Here is a 16,395-nt window from a genome sequence, read left to right on the forward strand (position 1 = left end):
GGCCTGATTATATCTGATTTAAAAAGCTAGTTCGTAGGGCGATATCATTTTCCAGAAGTTGGGCGATATTTCGTGTGTCATCGATACCGGAATGCAGTCGCCCTTTAAATTTAAGCCCCGATAGTTTAATAGCCTTGGCTAGGTTGACGCGGTGTCCTTTATTGTCAGCGAATATTTGCTTCACATTAATGTGAGGCAGGTACTGTAAGGGGTTTGCTATTTCCTTTCTGCCTGTTTCCATGTGCAATTGCCATGCATCAAAATTTCCCCAGCTGCCCCATGCGGCTAATTCATAGTCGGAAAGCCAATCTTTGAATTTATCCAGTACCCCGGGTAACAACGAGGCCTTATCAACCTGCTCCTGAGTAATACCCGTTAATTCGGTACAAAATAGTGTCAATTTCCTGTGAAGAAAGGGTTTTACGTAAAGCTGCCTTTCATCTAATTGAACAAAAGCTTTTTGTGTCAAACTTCCCAATATCGCACCCAACTCTATGATTTCGGCTTCTTCTGGAGGGAGGGGCGGCTCTTTATCACAAGTACATTCGAGATCAACCAAAAGGATACAGGTTTGATTTTTCATCGTTAATTGAGAAGTTTTTTGTAAGAATATTCATGACAATGTTTAATTTATAGTCTATGTAGTTATTCGGATAAAGCTGGCGTGATTTTCTCTAATTTTTCATTATTTCCTAACTCGGTTATTGCAGTTACTGAATTTGCGTTATTGATTTATTAATTAGGGAAACAAAACGCGCACCAAAAATTTGTATCGTCCAGCAGTAAAAAGTAGATGGATATATTCTTATGGGGATATCTCTTTGATTGGGGTTGGGAAATTGACTACGAATGAGCATACAAATGGCTGGCAACCACCGATTCTTGAAGATCCCAGCAGATACTTGAAACTAGCAAATAATTCTTGGTTTAACTTGCTGGTAGATTTGCAAGACATACTTACTCGAGAGACAGCAATGTTCTGGCGAGGCCAGGGAATTGGAACCGTTCACTTACCTGTTACGACTGGTAGTATTTCGAGCCCAGTTGGGCTGGGAAGTGACTCAATTCCTGTGAGTATTCAATTAAATGGTCAGGAAACATATCTAGCCGACTCCATGCAGTTTCAGCTTGAGTTGTGTTGTCGAATGAAGCCTCGGGGCGCTTATTATCTAATGCCGTCATTTCGTGGGGAGGACTGGGACGCTACACATCTCTGTCAGTTTATGCACAGCGAGGTAGAAATTAGTGGCGACTTGGATGAGGCTATGTCTTTGGCTGAAGGATATATCCGTGTGCTTTGCGAAGCGATACTTAGGGAGCAAGCTGAGTCAATTACACGAGCAATCGGCAGCTTAAGTCACTTAGAGTCAGTGGCAAACGGAGATTTAACTTTTAATTCTGTTACTTTTGATGAAGCCGCCAAGCTTCTTCAGGACAAACCGGAGTTTATCGATAAAACGGATTACGGGCGAAATCTTACTAGAGCGGGAGAGCGAGAGCTTATCAGAACTATTGGCCCCTTTGTTTGGGTTACCAAGTGGGACCATGGAATTGTTCCTTTTTATCAAGCCATGGATAAAAACGGCTATAGCGCATTAAATAGTGATCTCTTATTTGGATGTGGCGAAGTGGTTGGTTGTGGTGAGAGACATGTTGACGATCTGGCCGTTCTCACAGCTATGAAGGTACATGGGGTAAATCCAGAATCCTATAAGTGGTATACGAATATGAAGCGGGTTTACCCATTGAGAACGGCTGGATTTGGCATGGGTGTTGAACGATTTTTGATGTGGGTGCTCCAACACGATGATATTCGGGATCTCCAGATATTACCTCGTAGAAATGGATTTGAATTGTCACCATGAGTTCTTTCGATAGGGACCCTTCAAGTTACAGTACTTCTAATCAGGTAAGAATTAACTCACTGGGATTAGCTGAAGATAGAGTACCTCAGCACTTACACCCCATACTTTCATTTATCAATTCATGGGCAAATCAACAAAATGCACCAGTGACTATAACTATAGGTGGAAGCATCGCATCTGGTGAAGCCGATGCTTTTAGTGATTTGGATATCACGGCAGTCTATGAGTCAACTAATCCACTCAATAGGGCCAGAGCTGAATTTGAGCAGATGTTCACCCAGTATTTTAATATTTGCGTGACATTCTCTGCTGTGCATGCGGGAATCCCAAATTTACTTGTTTTCTATACTCGACAAGATGACTGGATTGTAAAGTTAGATATAAGTTTTTTGTATTGTGCAGATCCTCCCTGCTGTATCCAAGAACCATTCATCGTCTTGCGTAAAGATATTCCTATCAACCAAAACACCATGCCTGATACGAAACCAATGTCAGTGCAGGAGATTATTCCTCGTTATTGTGGATGGCTTTGGTATACATTTGCAAAAATTAAAAGAGGTGAGAGTTTGGCTGCTTGTGACTCTCTCGCCTTTACACGTAAACATGCCATTATCCCACTTATTCAACAGGCTACAGGTGTTAAATTACAGGGGGATCGGCGATTAGAGCAGCGATTGCCGACCGACTGGGTAGAACAACTTCATAACACTCACCCTCGTACTTTGAAGCCTGAGGATCTTTATTTGAGTCAAGCTAGCCTTCATCAAATTTTCCTGCGGGCGGTTAATGAAATAGGAAAGTCTGATTTGTTACTAGAGGAGCAAAAATATAATCAGCTTATTGATGTGTTACGACGGCAGGGGCTAACCATTGACTGGCCTGAATAATGATGCAATGTCGGTAAACTTTGGGCGCTCTGGGCATAAGCCCAGAGAAACAATGTTCGAAATGAAAAGTTCACGCTATCAATATGAATAACAGGTTTTATCCTAAGTTAATACCGGGAAAGGCGATAGCAATATATTCACCCTCTTCAAATGTAGCAAGTAAATATCCTGACCGATTAATTCGGAGCGTCAAAGCCTTGGAGCGAACCTTGAATACAAAGGTTGTACTGCCGGAGCAGGTGTGCTTTTCAAGAGGGTTTACGGCAGGGACTGCATTGGAGCGGGCTCAGGCGCTTGAGAGTTTATTACTCGATCACTCGATTGCGGGAATCATGTGCTCAATTGGAGGATTTAACTCAGCTGAAATATTAGAACACTTGAATCGAGATATTGTTTGCCGACACCCGAAAGTGTTAATTGGCAACAGCGATGCGACAGCCTTGATTTTAGGTATTTATAGTTTGAGTGGATGGACTACTTATTTTGGTCCCACACTGTTACCTCAGTTTGGCGAATACCCACAGCCTTTTGCTTTTACGGACGAGAACCTTTTTTCTGCCATCGGTAATAATGAGACCTTGACAGAGCTAAGAGATCCTGCTGCATGGACTCGTGAATTTACGGACTGGGGTGAAAGTCCGCAACGTCGTCGTTTGATGGAAAAAGACAGTCACCGAATAGTTTATCGAGAAGGGCTGGGTGAGGGGATATTGTTTGGAGGGAATATAGAGACGCTAAATATGCTTGTGGGTACGCCATATCTTAATATCCCCTCAGATATTATTTTTTTCTGGGAGGCCCATGCTGAAGAAGCGCGACTAGAGAGGGTTCGTCGTGCCCTTACCCATTTGCGTCAATCAGGGATACTCTCTCACGTTAGAGGTATGCTTATTGGACGCTCGCCATATTGCACTGATATAGCCGGCGTCACGCTAAAAGATACGGTTCTTGAGGCTTGTGCGGATTTCGACTTTCCAATAGTGGCGAATCTAAGCTTTGGGCACACAGATCCCATGTTGACTTTGCCAATCGGTGTTTTGGCTAATGTTTGTGTAATGAAAGGTAGTGAGGCCCGTATCACAATTGTCTAACTTACTTTTATCAAAACAGGGATGCCCATGCGGTTATTGCTTGAGTACCCCGGGGGAGAGGTCGCAATTTATTGTCTGCCAAAATGATGTTGCGACCGCACTAATACCGATACGGCCGAGAATTAGGGGGAATGTGGTGGTGGTGCCTCACGTCTATCATACGGATTTTTCCACATTCAATCAGAGTGAGTTCCGCGATCTATTTAAGTGTGTCAGGGAGTCTACTTTTGCAGTAGAAAACCTCTATGATCCGGATGGTACCAATGTCTGGTGTGATTGGGGGGGAATTACGGGGCGATCCTATCTTCACTTAGTTTGGGAGATTGTCCCCAGGAGTGACAGGAAAGCGGGTAGAAAATATCGCTATACGGATATTTTTTCGTGTCCGCAATGGAGTTCGCCGGAGAGGGCGAAGGAAGCTGCACGTCTACGCGGTGCTCTCAATTGCTCGAAATAGCCCCTATTATAAAACGATCATAACTTGTATTGAGTTTGCTGTGCCTTATACGTTTCGAGTTCGAAGGCCGTGCCCGCTATGTACACTGATGCATTCGAGTGTTCCGCTGGTAAAGGAGTTGAAGCACGCTTGCCTGGCGGTAAATCCGAGGCAGCGCAGTAAAGGCGCATTGTTAGTAATCCCTTCTTTGCACACGAATCATTTTACCGCTTGTGACTCGGTAGTTTTATCAGATGTCAGCAATTTGATCCTAACGGGTGTTGATATTCTGCGAGAGGCATTTCAGCCAGATGGTATTCATACATTCTGCAATTCTGGAGTGTCCGCAGGCCAGTCTGAAGATCACATGCATGTGCAAATCATCCCGCGATATGCAGATGAGCCCTATTCATTTGTACCCAGTGATGAGATTCCACTATTAGCTGAGGATAAGTTAGCCGAACTCGTCAGCGTTCTACTGCGAAGGAGCGCCAATGTAGACTAGCAGCAGTTTTTTCAGCCGGCTCTAGTGAGCGGTACAGCATCCATTCAACAGATTGTTCCCACTCTTTAGAACTGAGTGCTTGTCAGGTTCCTCAAAGCCCGAGACTGTTGACATTAGGGCGCTTCGGCCCTAGATTCAAACGAGCGTTTGAAACACTTGAATGAGGACCGGGAGCATGGCCGACTATAAGGCGCCACTAAGGGAGATGAACTTCCTACTTCACGAGGTATTTGCTGCGGAAAAACTCTGGGCGGAATTGCCCGGGTTGGCTGGAGCGGTAGATCGTGAGACCGCAGATGCGATTCTCGAAGAGATGGCCAAGCTGGCTGCCAACACCCTGGATCCGATCAATCGCACTGGCGACGAAGAGGGCTGCCAGTGGAATGACGGTGTGGTGACCACGCCGAAAGGCTTTAAAGAAGCCTATGCCACCTTCTGTGAAGGCGGCTGGGGTGGACTGCTGGGCAACCCGGAATACGGCGGCATGGGTATGCCGAAAATGCTGGGCGCTCAGGTTGAGGAGATGATCAATGCTTCAAATATCTCTTTTGCACTCTACCCGGTTCTGACTAACGGCGCCTGCCTGGCAATTGATGCCCACGCCAGTGATGCGCTGAAAGAAAAATACCTGCCCAAGATGTATGAGGGAACCTGGGCTGGTGCCATGGGCCTTACCGAGCCTCACGCCGGTACAGACCTGGGTATTATCCGCACCAAGGCCGAGCCCCGTGGCGATGGCAGCTTTAGCATTAGCGGCAGCAAGATCTTTATCACCGGCGGTGACCAGGATCTGTCCGAAAACATAATTCACCTGGTATTGGCAAAATTGCCAGACGCACCCAAGGGACCGAGAGGCATCTCGCTGTTCCTGGTGCCCAAATACAAGGTGAACGAAGACAACAGCATCGGCGAGCACAATGATGTGAACTGTGGCTCGATCGAGCACAAAATGGGCATCAAGGCCTCCGCGACCTGTGCGATGAACTTCGATGGTGCCCAGGGCTGGCTGGTCGGCGAGGAGAACAAAGGACTCGCAGCCATGTTCACCATGATGAACTACGAGCGCCTGGGTGTCGGAATCCAGGGCCTCGGCGCCTCAGATCGCTCCTATCAAAATGCTGTTGAATACGCTCGCGACCGTATCCAAAGCCGCTCTCCAGCGGGCGCCAAGCAGCCGGAGAAAGCCGCAGATCCCATCATTGTGCACCCGGATGTGCGCCGCATGCTGCTCACCCAAAAGGCCTTGGTCAACGGCGGCCGCGCCCTGTCCACTTACGTGGCCAAGTGGCTGGATATTTCCAAGTTCGGTGAGGGCGAAGAGAAAAAGAACGCGGAGAATATGGTTGCCTTGCTGACTCCGGTAGCCAAGGCCTTTACTACCGATATGGGATTGGATTGCACCATCCTCGGTCAGCAGGTCTTCGGTGGCCACGGTTATATCCGCGAATGGGGCCAGGAGCAGTTGGTGCGCGATGTGCGTATTACCCAGATCTATGAAGGAACCAATGGTATCCAGGCTCTGGATCTGGTGGGCCGCAAGACTGTAGCCACTGGCGGTGCTCTATTCGAATTGTTTGCTGCAGATGTACAGGGCTTTATCGATGCCCAGATTGATCGAGAGGAAATGGCAGAGTTTATCCAGCCGCTTATCGCAGAGATGCAACGCCTGCGTGAAGCAACTGAGAATATGGTTGCCGCCACTCAGCAAGACCCCCACGCACCGGGTGCTGCCTCTGTAGAGTACCTGCACCTGTTCGGCTACGTCGCTTACGCCTTTATGTGGGCGAAAATTGTGTCTGCGGCGCTGCCGAAAGCGGAAGCGGATAGCTTCTACAGCGGCCAGATAAAGACAGCGCGCTTCTACTTTGCTCGCCTGTTGCCACGCACCCAGGCATTGGCCGGCAGTGTCAATGCAGGTAGCGCTAGCTTGATGGACTTGGAGGAAGAGCTGTTCTAACAGCTCCCTGCGAAAGTGTTAAAAAGCCCCGCTATGCGGGGCTTTTTTGTGGAGCTGTAGAAAGCTTTCTCCTAAACTCAGGGCACAAAAATAACGAGCGAAAGTGCCCATGTTAGATCCCTCCGAAAAGAAACTCTCCGATGAAGACCAAGCCAAGGTCGATAAATACCTGCAGTCCGGCATCAACAGTGTCGAACGCAAGCCTTTCCGCCCCTGGGTACTATTACTCGGCTTGTTAGCGTTATTGACCTTGCTATCGTTGCTGAGCCTGTATATCGCCCAGACAAAAGGTATCGTTTAGCGCGGCGTGGAGCTTCCCAAGTGCTGGAGTAGCTGCCATTCGTCACCGGAAACTGGCTGGATAGACAGGCGCCCCTGTTTTACCAGCACCATCTCAGCCAATTGGGGGATGCCCTTGATTTCTGCGAGGGGCACCGGCCGTTGGAACTCACTTCGCCAGCGAATATCCACGCAGTACCAGCGCGGTTTATCCTCGCTGGCCTTGGGGTCAAAGTACTTGCTTTCCGGGTCGAACTGGGCCGGATCGGGGTAGGCAGAGCGAACCACTACAGCGGTGCCCACAACTGCCGGCACCTTACAGGCACTGTGATAAAACAGCACGCCATCTCCTTCCTTCACCTTATCGCGCAAAAAATTGCGTGCCTGATAATTGCGGATACCATCCCAGCTACCGCAACCGCTGGATTCGGCAGCGAGGTCCTGGAGGCTGTATTCATCGGGCTCAGATTTAAATAACCAGTAGGTCATGCGGCAGTTTGTCTCTTTGCTGCGCCGGTTGGTGTTTCGCCGGCTTTCGACGCCATTTAGTATGAAGCTGCCGATTAGTGTCAAATCGGCGCATAGATTTTTACCCAATAAGCGGGAGATTATGGGAAGCAAAACACTTCAGTGGCTCTCACAGAAGCTGGCCAGTCGTCGCTCACAGTACTGGGCCCTGCAGCTCTCTGGTTGGGGGGGCTATACGCTGTTGACCTTTGTAGGCAGTTTTTTCTGGGTGAATGATCACTGGATTCACTCTGGCTACATCATAGTTGCCACTACAGCGGGGGTTGTTCTCAGCGAGAGCATGCGCTTGGGTTTTCACCGCTTGTGGAGTAAGCCTCCGGCACTGAGATTGCTAGGCTCTTTACTGCTGGTGGTAATGGCGGCAGTGATTTGGGCAGCAATTAAATTCGCCGGCTCCCTGTGGCTTTATGGTCACGACGGTGATGAGCACCCGGCACTCCTGGCTATCTACTGGTTCACCTATTCATTTCTGATCCTGATGACCTGGGCGGCGCTCTATTACGGCATCAAATATTACCGCTCCTCTCAGGCCCAGCAGGAGAAGGCGCTGCGGGCGGAATCAATGGCGCACCAGGCTCAATTGAAAATGCTGCGCTACCAGTTAAATCCGCACTTCCTGTTTAATACGCTCAACGCAATTTCTACTTTGATCCTCGATAATGACGGGCGTACGGCCAACAATATGGTGACGCGCCTGTCCCAATTCTTGCGCCACTCTCTGGATAATGACCCTATGCAGAAGGTCACCTTGGCGAAGGAAGTTGAGGCGCTGATGTTGTATCTGGACATTGAGAAGGTACGCTTCGCCGATCGTTTAGGGGTGAACCTGGATTTACAGGGGGAGTCGCCCCAGGCTCTGGTGCCGAGCCTGCTACTGCAACCGCTGGTTGAAAACGCGATCAAATACGGGATTTCACAGCTGGAGTGGGGCGGTGAGATTGGCATCAAGTCACGGGTTTTCGCCGGCGAATTGTTATTGGAGGTCAGCGATAACGGCCCCGGCATGTCGGAAGAGGAGCTGCGCCTGATTGGCAAAGGCTACGGAGTGGGTATTCGCAATACCTGTGAGCGCCTTAAGGCCCTTTATGGCGATGACCAGAGAGTGCGTTTCCGCAACCGCCCGGAGGGGGGCTTGTCGGTAAATATTCGTATTCCCTTTGAACAGGAATAAAGAGATGAGTGGAGTAGAGACCCTGAGGGCGATCGTTGTCGATGATGAACCCCTGGCTCGTCGCGGTTTGCGGCTGCGCCTGGAGCAGATGGCTAATATCGAGGTGGTTGCAGAGAGCGGCAATGGTCGCGATGCGTTAGACAAAATACTGGAGCTGAAGCCCGATGTAGCATTTGTGGATATCCAGATGCCTGGCGTAAACGGTTTGCAACTGGTTCAGTTGATTCCGGTGGACTCTCTACCTCATGTCGTTTTTGTCACGGCCTACGACCAGTATGCGGTAGAGGCTTTTGAAATCAATGCGGTGGACTACGTATTAAAACCCATCGAAGAAGAGCGCTTGGAGTTGGCTCTTACCCGAGTCAGGGAACAGAGAGCTAACGCTGATATCGCTAACCAACGAGAGCAATTACTTGAAGCTGTTGCCGATTTGACCAAGGAATCCCCTGAGGTGCTGGAGCAGAAGCTGGTTAGCGGGCAATTTGCCGGCAGTGCCTATCCGGACAAAATTGCAGTGAAAGATGCGGGCAAAATAACTTTGGTGCCCTCCAGTGAAATCGACTGGATCGATGCTGCCGGTGATTATATGTGCGTTCACGCTCGGGGTGAGACCCATGTGATGCGTATCACCATGAAAGAACTGGAGCAGCAGTTGGACCCGAAACTTTTCCAGCGCATACACCGTTCAACCATCGTCAATTTAAGTCGGGTAAGGGAAATACGTGCCCATATTAATGGCGAATACCATCTGGTGTTAGATAGCGGCGAGTGTTTAAAAATGAGCCGCAGCTATAAAAATAAAGTCCAGCACTTCCTCTGATCCATAAATTTTTTATGGCTCTCAGTTGAGGCAGCAAAGCAGATGGGTTTTCCACTGTAACGCTGCCTCTTAAGGCATAGATTTCATTTTGTGAATTTTTATTTTCTTTCCGGCGAATAAACGGGCTCTTCATGGCCTGATCGAATTTTCCTGGCAACTAGTCGCAACTGCCTTGTAAGGAATTCATATTCCGCTAGCCTTCAGTCCCAATAAAAAACTGGGGCTGAAGTAATGGCATTAACACGCGCCGCTTTAAAAAATCCCGCTGCTGCGGGGGTCGCAGTGGTTATGGCTGTTCTGCTTGGAGCTTTCCTTGCCAGCCAGCTGCCGGTTCAACTTTTCCCCGATATCGACAATCCTCGTATCGCTATTCAGGCGGGCTGGAGAGCGGCCGCACCGAAAGAGGTGGAAGCGGAAATTGTCGAGCCGATCGAATCCGTATTACAGGGCCTTACCGGTCTGGAAATGATGCAAGTCAACGCGGGTCGCGGCGGCGCCTGGGCAAATCTGGAATTTGCCATGGGCACCGATATGAATAAGGTGCTAATTGACGTTATCAGCCGTATGAGCAGCCTGCCGCCACTGCCTAGGGATGCGGAGCCACCGCGAGTAATGCTGGGTGGCTGGGGTGGCGATGCCACAGCACTGACCTATTTCTTTCTGCAAAAATTACCTGATAACCAGAATAACCTGGATGACTACGCTGGCCTGATCGAAGATGTACTGCGCCCGGAGTTGGAGTCGGTGCCCGGGGTTGCTAGTGTCCAGGCCCAGTCTGGGAGTGCGGCACAGGAAGAGTTACAGATTATTTTTGATCCCTGGAAAGCAGCTGAACTGGGAGTAGAGCTGCCTACAGTGAGTCGGCAGCTGGCGTCTGCCAGGGATGTCTCCGGCGGATTTACAGACGTGGGGCGGCGTCGCTATACCCTGCGCTTTGTCGGCGAGTATGAACCCAAAGACTTATCCGAATTAGTGTTGGAATGGCGCAATGGACAGCCGGTGCGCCTGGGCGATATTGCTGAGGTCAAGGTGGGGCCTTCAGAATCCCGCGGTGTCACCACGCAGAATGGCAACCCGGCAGTTTCTCTCCGTATTAACCGTACCAACAATGCCAATATGCTGGCGACTTTGGAGCGGGTTAAGCAAAAAGTCGCTGAGCTGAATGAAACTAAATTGAAAGCTGAGCAGCTTGTGCTGGTGCAATCATTTGATGCATCAGTATTTGTTTATCGGGCTTTAAACTTGCTCGGCGGTAATATGATTTTAGGTATCGTATTAGCTGTCGGAGTGCTCTGGTGGTTTATGCGACGCATGCGTGCGACCTTGATCGTTGCCGCAGCGATTCCAATTTCATTACTTTCGACCTTTGTGGTGCTGTCGGCCGCAGGCCGCAGCGTGAATGTAATTTCTCTGGCGGGACTGGCCTTTGCTACCGGTATGGTGCTCGATGCTGCGATAGTAGTGTTGGAAAATATTGTGCGCTTGAGAGAAAAAGGTCGGGGGGCAGAGGAGGCTGCGGAGCAGGGTGCGGGCCAGGTGTGGGGTGCACTGTTGGCCAGTACTGCGACAACCGTTGCGATATTCCTGCCGGTATTTTTCCTTAATAGCGTCGAAGGGCAGGTCTTCGGTGACCTGGCCCTGACTATTGCTGTGGCTGTAGTGTTTTCCCTGTTGGTTGCGGTGGCTGTGGTTCCCCTGGCTGCGCGTCTGTGGCTACCCTCTATCTCTACTGAAGACCGCCTCTCCCGAGTGTGGGAAAAAATAACTGCGCGGGTAATGGCTTTGACGAGCACAAGGACCCGCCGTTGGCAGGTGATCGGGGGGCTTTTATTAATGCCCATGGTTGCGACTTATTTATTCTTACCAAACCTGGATTATTTACCGCCGGTAAAAAGAGATGCAGTTGATGTGTGGATGAACTTCCCCGCATCCACTAATACCAGAACTTTAGAAACAGAAATCGTCAACGAGTTGGATAAGCGCATGGCACCCTACATGAGTGGTGAGCGCGAACCAGCCCTGAAGAACTACTACGTGATCACCTGGCCCAATGGCGGCACTATGGGAGTGCGGGTTAAGGATATGGATCAAGCCAAGGAGATGGAGAGAATCCTGCGGGAAGAAATCCTGGTGGATATTCCTGATTTCCAGGGATTCGCCGCCCGGGGTAATCTGTTTGGCCAATTCGGTGGTGACCGAAACATTGCTTTACATCTGCAATCCCGTGATGCCGAAGCATTGATGAGTGCGGCTGCCCTTGGGGTTGAGGTTGTTGAAGAGGTGATGCCGGGAACGCCGGTGCAGACCAACCCAGGCTTATCTTTATCAGAACCTGAATTGACAGTGCGCCCCAATGATCGCGCAATGCTGGAGCAGGGCTGGAATCGCCAGGATATGGGCGGATTGGTTCGAACGCTGGGCAATGGTCTCTATGTCGGCGAGTATTTTGACGGTGAAAAGCGCCTGGATATTATTTTTAAAGCGCAGCCCTGGAGTACTCCCGAACAACTGCAAAATACGCCGTTGGTAACGCCCCGTGGAGAAGTAGTGCCGCTCAGTCAGCTGGCCAGTGTGGAGCGGACTGTGGGGCCGGGCAGTTTGCGCCGGGTCGATGGTCGGCGCACTATTACACTGAATATAGTACCGCCGGAAGATGTGTCCCTTGAAGAGGTGCGCGCACAGCTAGAGGCGGATGTATTGCCGAAGATTCGCGAAGCTCTTCCCGCTGACGGGAGTATTTTGGTGGGAGGAAATGCCAGTGACCTGGATAAGGCGTTGGCTTCGCTTTCCAAGAATTTCCTGTTAGCGCTGCTAATTTTATTCCTGCTGATGAGTGCACTGTTCCGCTCCTTGCGGGATGCCTCTCTGGTACTGCTCACCGTGCCCCTGGCGACAGTGGGCGGCGTGTTGGCGCTACAAATTTTAAACTTGATCGATTTCCAACCACTGGATCTGCTCACCATGATTGGCTTTGTGATACTGCTAGGCCTGGTGGTGAATAATGCTATTTTGCTGGTACACCAGACGCGAGCGGCAGAAATGGCGGGTAGCACTCGGGTGGACGCTGTAGAGCAGGCCTTGCGCCTGCGTTTGCGTCCTATTTTTATGAGTACCCTGACCAGTGTATTTGGCATGTTGCCACTGTTGGTTGCTCCCGGTGAGGGCAGTGTTATTTACCGCGGCCTGGCCGCAGTGATTGTGGGCGGCATGGCAGTGAGCACGCTCTTTACCCTGGTTTTATTGCCGGCATTACTGCAAACCGGCAGCCTGCCACTACCCAAATTTACGGCTATGCGCGAAAGGTTTGCCCTGAGGAGTTCACAATGAAGAAATTGCTCGCAGGAATCGTTTTATCTCTGGGTGCCAATGGCGTATGGGCGCAGGGCGATCCTATTGCGGTATTGGTGGATCGGGCCCAAGTTCGGGAAATTGCTCCGAGCCAGTGGTCTGCAGGTGAGGTGGTGAGCCGACGAGATATCCTGGTTTCTTCTGAACTGGATGGTGTGTTGGAATTTGTCGCTGAGCCCGGCAGCTTTATTAAAAAGGGTGAGCGCCTGGCCGAGCTGGACAGTACTCATTGGCGATTACAGCTGCGCAATAGTGACAGCCGTATTGCACAATTGCGTGCGCGGTTGACCTATATGGATGCTCAGTTAAATCGACTGAGTAAGTTGGCGGAAACCAATAGTACCTCCCGAGCCGCATTGGAAGAGCAGCAGGCTGAGCGAGAGGCAATGGCTCAGGACCTGATTGCAGCTCAAATTGAGCGCGACCGACGGGCCTATGAATTATCTAAAACAGCCATTGATGCACCCTTTGATACTTTAGTGGTGAGCCGCGAATTACAGGCGGGAGAATATGTGCGCACCGGTTCGGAATTACTGCGAGCCCTGGATATGTCACAGATGGAAGTGGAGGCGGATATTCCCTTGACGGCTCTGCCGCTGATTCGCATCGGTGACACAGTGGCGCTGCGCAGTGATTCTGTCTCTCTGCCGGGAGAGGCACGGGTGGATGATCAATTATTTAGCGGCCGGGTACGTCAATTTGTGCCTGTGGCAAGCGATCGCTCCCGGCGAGTTAAGCTGATGGTAACTTTGCCACAGAGTGCGCCGGAGCAGTGGGACTGGATTGTCGGTATGCCGGTACAGGTCTCTGTGCCTATTGCGCAGGCGCAGGCCACCATGTCTGTGCCAAGGGATGCCTTGGTTTTAAGAAATGGCGATACCTTCGTATATCGAGTGGGCGAGGAGGATAAGGCTGAGCGATTATCTGTGCGTATCGGCAGTGGCGATGGTGAATGGGTGTCGGTAAGCGGTGATCTCACCAAGGGCGATCGTGTGATAGTGCGTGGTGCTGAGCGCTTGCAGCCTGGACAGGAAGTTAAAGTGCTGTCGGAAGTGGTGCGAGATAAAGAGCCATTACAGGCGGGCAGTGGCTAATTCCTGATTTTCCCTGAAGGCCTTCTGATCAAATACAGGGTGACTCGCTGCTTGTGATCGCCCTGGCCCTCCTAATCTTTCGCCAAGCAATGATGTTCCCTCCACATCCAAACTATTTGTGGGCACATCGGCCAAATAATAATCATTCGCATTGACTGGCGTATATTTCTTCAAATATCATCCGCTCCGTTTATGGTGCCCCTGCACCGTTCACTGATTTGGAAAGAGGTTTTAGCCGATGAAAATTAACGGCTTAATGAAGAAAAAAGCGCTGTCAGCCTGGATTGCTGCCGCCGTGCTCGCCCCGCTGGGAAGTTCTGCTTGGTCTGCTGAAAGCGAAACTGCTGAAACCATGGAAGAAGTCAGTGTCTACGGAGAGCAGGAGGAGACCAGTACTGCCTCTCGCCTAAGCCTATCTGTTTACGATACTCCGCAAACGGTAACAACTGTATCCCAAGCACAAATCCAGGACTTTGCCCTACAGGATATTAATGAGCTGCTGAAATATACCCCTGGGGTAACCGTAGAGAACGTAGAGACGGATCGTACTTATTACACCGCTCGCGGCTTTGATATTGTGAACTTCCAATACGATGGTATCGGTGTTCCCTTTTCCTCTGGTTTATCCCATGGGCATCAAGACACCGCGATATTTGATCAGGTTGAAGTGGTGAAGGGCGCAGCAGCTCTGACCACAGGTCTGGCTAACCCCTCCGCGACGGTTAACTTTATCCGCAAGCGTCCAACAGAAGAGTTCAAGGCGGGTGTAGATCTGGTTGTCGGTGAAGAGGGACGTTTGCGCACCCAGGGAGATATCTCAGGTTCTATCAGCGATAACGTCCGAGGACGGTTGGTGGTTGCAGAGGATCAGGCCGACTCTTATCTTGATCGCTACGAAACTGACGGCAGTGTCTACTACGGTATTGTGGAAGCGGATTTGACTGATTCCACCACCCTGACCTTAGGCCACAGCCAAAATCGCAGTGGAGCCGATGGCAGTATGTCTGGTGCCCTGCCACTTTTCTATACCAATGGCAGCGCTACCAATTACGATGTTTCCACAAGTACGGCACCAGACTGGGCTTTCCGCAATGTAGACAGAATCCAGACTTTTGTTGAACTGAAGCAGGATCTTTCCGCAAACTGGTCCGTTACTGCATTATTGACCCAGAATGAAATCGATATGGATGTCGAGGAGATGTATGTCTACGGCACTCCAGACAGAGAAACCGAACTGGGTTTATATGGATATGCCTTTGGCTACAAGTTGGATGAAAAGCAAAAAATTGCGGATGTATTCCTGTCAGGAACCTACAATTTGTTCGGCCGCGATCACGAGTTGGTGGTGGGAGCCAACTATGCGGATATCGAATTAACCGGCCAGTCTTTCTATAGCTACTCCGACGGTTATCCGGTTCTTGGCAGTGACTGGGCTAATGGCACAACGGCGCGGCCTGACTTTGTTGATTTTGATCCTTATGAAGATGGCCACGAAGACGATCAAGAACACAAGTCCCTGTACTTTGCCACTCGTTTGAATATTACCGACAGCCTGTCTTTATTGGCCGGCGCACGCAAAATGGAAGTGGAACAATCTGGCTACAATTATGGTGTTGATGCTGACACTTCGGCGGATGAAACTGTTCCCTATGTAGGGGCCACTTTTGATTTGAACGATAGTTTCTCATTCTACGGTAGCTATACTGAAGTCTTTACCCCGCAGTCTTGGGTTAACCCTGAATTTAAACCACTGGGCGCCGCAGAGGGAGATAGTTCTGAGGTGGGGTTTAAGTACTCCCTTGCGGGTGGACAAGCAACGGCTAGTGTTGGGCTATTTGAATCTAACTTGAATAATCTCGGTGAATACCTAGATAAGGTTGATGGAAAGAATGTTTACGAGAGTGGTGATTTCACTACAAAGGGCGTTGAGCTGGAGCTAATCGGTTCAATTACCGAGAATTTCAATGTTAGTTTTGGCCTTACCCACTTAAGTGAAGTAGTCAATAAAGACGGTGAGGAAGATCGCACTTATATTCCGCGCAACACCGTGAAGGTGGCCGTGGCTTACGATTTACCTCAAGTTCAAGGCTTGAAGTTCGGCGGCGGTATCAATTGGCAGGATGATACTTACATTGAGCCTGTCGAGGGTGTTCGTGTAGAGCAGGATAGCTATGCGTTGCTCAGCGCATTTGCCAAGTACGATATTTCTGATGCTTTAACGGTTGGCCTCAATATTGATAACCTGACCAACGAGAAATATATCAACAGCCTCTATTGGACCCAGGGCTATTACGGCGCTCCGCGTCAGGCACAGTTGAGTGTGAGCTGGCGCTACTAAGGCGCCTAGTTAACTCCGTTGCAGTTTAACCCGGTACTTGTGCCGGGTTTTCTGTTTTTTAGTTTTAGGTAAATGT

Annotated in this window: 14 protein-coding genes; 11 read left to right on the top strand and 3 right to left on the bottom strand. The window is 50.0% G+C overall.

Features of this window, described 5'->3' with window-relative positions:
- Positions 1-7: 7 nt before the first annotated feature.
- Positions 8-583: a 3'-5' exonuclease gene (locus tag ACJJI4_RS22555; protein ID WP_444926534.1), complete on the bottom strand. Its 576-nt coding sequence runs from the start codon at positions 581-583 to the stop codon at positions 8-10.
- A 319-nt stretch (positions 584-902) separates the two neighbouring features.
- Between ACJJI4_RS22555 and ACJJI4_RS22560 the strand changes: the two genes are divergently transcribed.
- The 6 genes from ACJJI4_RS22560 (at position 903) to ACJJI4_RS22590 (ending at position 7,042) form a co-directional block, all read left to right on the top strand.
- Positions 903-1,865 (top strand): amino acid--tRNA ligase-related protein, encoded by a 963-nt coding sequence (locus ACJJI4_RS22560; RefSeq protein ID WP_444928262.1) that lies wholly within the window; start codon positions 903-905, stop codon positions 1,863-1,865.
- Positions 1,862-2,752 carry a hypothetical protein gene (locus ACJJI4_RS22565; RefSeq protein WP_444926535.1) on the top strand — a complete coding sequence of 297 codons (891 nt, stop codon included), beginning with the start codon at positions 1,862-1,864 and terminating at the stop codon, positions 2,750-2,752. Before ACJJI4_RS22560 ends, ACJJI4_RS22565 begins: the two co-directional genes overlap by 4 nt.
- A gap of 83 nt (positions 2,753-2,835) precedes the next feature.
- Positions 2,836-3,843, top strand: coding sequence for a S66 family peptidase (locus tag ACJJI4_RS22570; protein WP_413664197.1), 1,008 nt, complete (start codon positions 2,836-2,838; stop codon positions 3,841-3,843).
- A 545-nt stretch (positions 3,844-4,388) separates the two neighbouring features.
- Complete coding sequence (locus ACJJI4_RS22580; protein WP_413664199.1) at positions 4,389-4,784, top strand: HIT family protein; 396 nt, start codon at positions 4,389-4,391, stop codon at positions 4,782-4,784.
- Between the two features lie 175 nt (positions 4,785-4,959).
- On the top strand, positions 4,960-6,741 hold the full coding sequence (locus tag ACJJI4_RS22585; RefSeq protein WP_444926537.1) for an acyl-CoA dehydrogenase C-terminal domain-containing protein: 1,782 nt from the start codon (positions 4,960-4,962) through the stop codon (positions 6,739-6,741).
- A 109-nt stretch (positions 6,742-6,850) separates the two neighbouring features.
- Positions 6,851-7,042, top strand: coding sequence for a DUF3094 family protein (locus ACJJI4_RS22590; protein WP_413664201.1), 192 nt, complete (start codon positions 6,851-6,853; stop codon positions 7,040-7,042).
- Here ACJJI4_RS22590 and ACJJI4_RS22595 read toward each other — a convergent pair.
- Entirely contained in the window at positions 7,039-7,509 is a 471-nt protein-coding gene (locus ACJJI4_RS22595; RefSeq protein ID WP_444926538.1) for an EVE domain-containing protein, read from the bottom strand. The two genes, ACJJI4_RS22590 and ACJJI4_RS22595, sit on opposite strands and share 4 nt — an antisense overlap.
- A gap of 121 nt (positions 7,510-7,630) precedes the next feature.
- Here ACJJI4_RS22595 and ACJJI4_RS22600 point away from each other — a divergent pair, with 121 nt between their 5' ends.
- The 4 genes from ACJJI4_RS22600 (at position 7,631) to ACJJI4_RS22615 (ending at position 13,981) form a co-directional block, all read left to right on the top strand.
- The gene (locus ACJJI4_RS22600; RefSeq protein ID WP_444926539.1) at positions 7,631-8,719 is read left to right on the top strand and encodes a sensor histidine kinase; all 1,089 of its coding nucleotides are present in this window, start codon (positions 7,631-7,633) and stop codon (positions 8,717-8,719) included.
- A 4-nt stretch (positions 8,720-8,723) separates the two neighbouring features.
- Positions 8,724-9,539 carry a LytR/AlgR family response regulator transcription factor gene (locus ACJJI4_RS22605; protein WP_413664204.1) on the top strand — a complete coding sequence of 272 codons (816 nt, stop codon included), beginning with the start codon at positions 8,724-8,726 and terminating at the stop codon, positions 9,537-9,539.
- 231 nt (positions 9,540-9,770) lie between these two features.
- Positions 9,771-12,866, top strand: a complete 3,096-nt coding sequence (locus tag ACJJI4_RS22610) for an efflux RND transporter permease subunit (RefSeq protein WP_444926540.1) — start codon at positions 9,771-9,773, stop codon at positions 12,864-12,866.
- Positions 12,863-13,981, top strand: coding sequence for an efflux RND transporter periplasmic adaptor subunit (locus tag ACJJI4_RS22615; protein WP_444892661.1), 1,119 nt, complete (start codon positions 12,863-12,865; stop codon positions 13,979-13,981). The genes ACJJI4_RS22610 and ACJJI4_RS22615 overlap by 4 nt, the downstream gene beginning before the upstream one ends.
- Here ACJJI4_RS22615 and ACJJI4_RS22620 read toward each other — a convergent pair.
- Complete coding sequence (locus ACJJI4_RS22620; protein ID WP_444926541.1) at positions 13,961-14,155, bottom strand: hypothetical protein; 195 nt, start codon at positions 14,153-14,155, stop codon at positions 13,961-13,963. The two genes, ACJJI4_RS22615 and ACJJI4_RS22620, sit on opposite strands and share 21 nt — an antisense overlap.
- Positions 14,156-14,219: 64 nt before the next feature.
- Here ACJJI4_RS22620 and ACJJI4_RS22625 point away from each other — a divergent pair, with 64 nt between their 5' ends.
- Positions 14,220-16,319 (top strand): TonB-dependent siderophore receptor, encoded by a 2,100-nt coding sequence (locus ACJJI4_RS22625; RefSeq protein ID WP_444926542.1) that lies wholly within the window; start codon positions 14,220-14,222, stop codon positions 16,317-16,319.
- Positions 16,320-16,395: the final 76 nt, after the last annotated feature.

This window comes from Microbulbifer maximicatervae (SeqCode) (assembly GCF_052467305.1).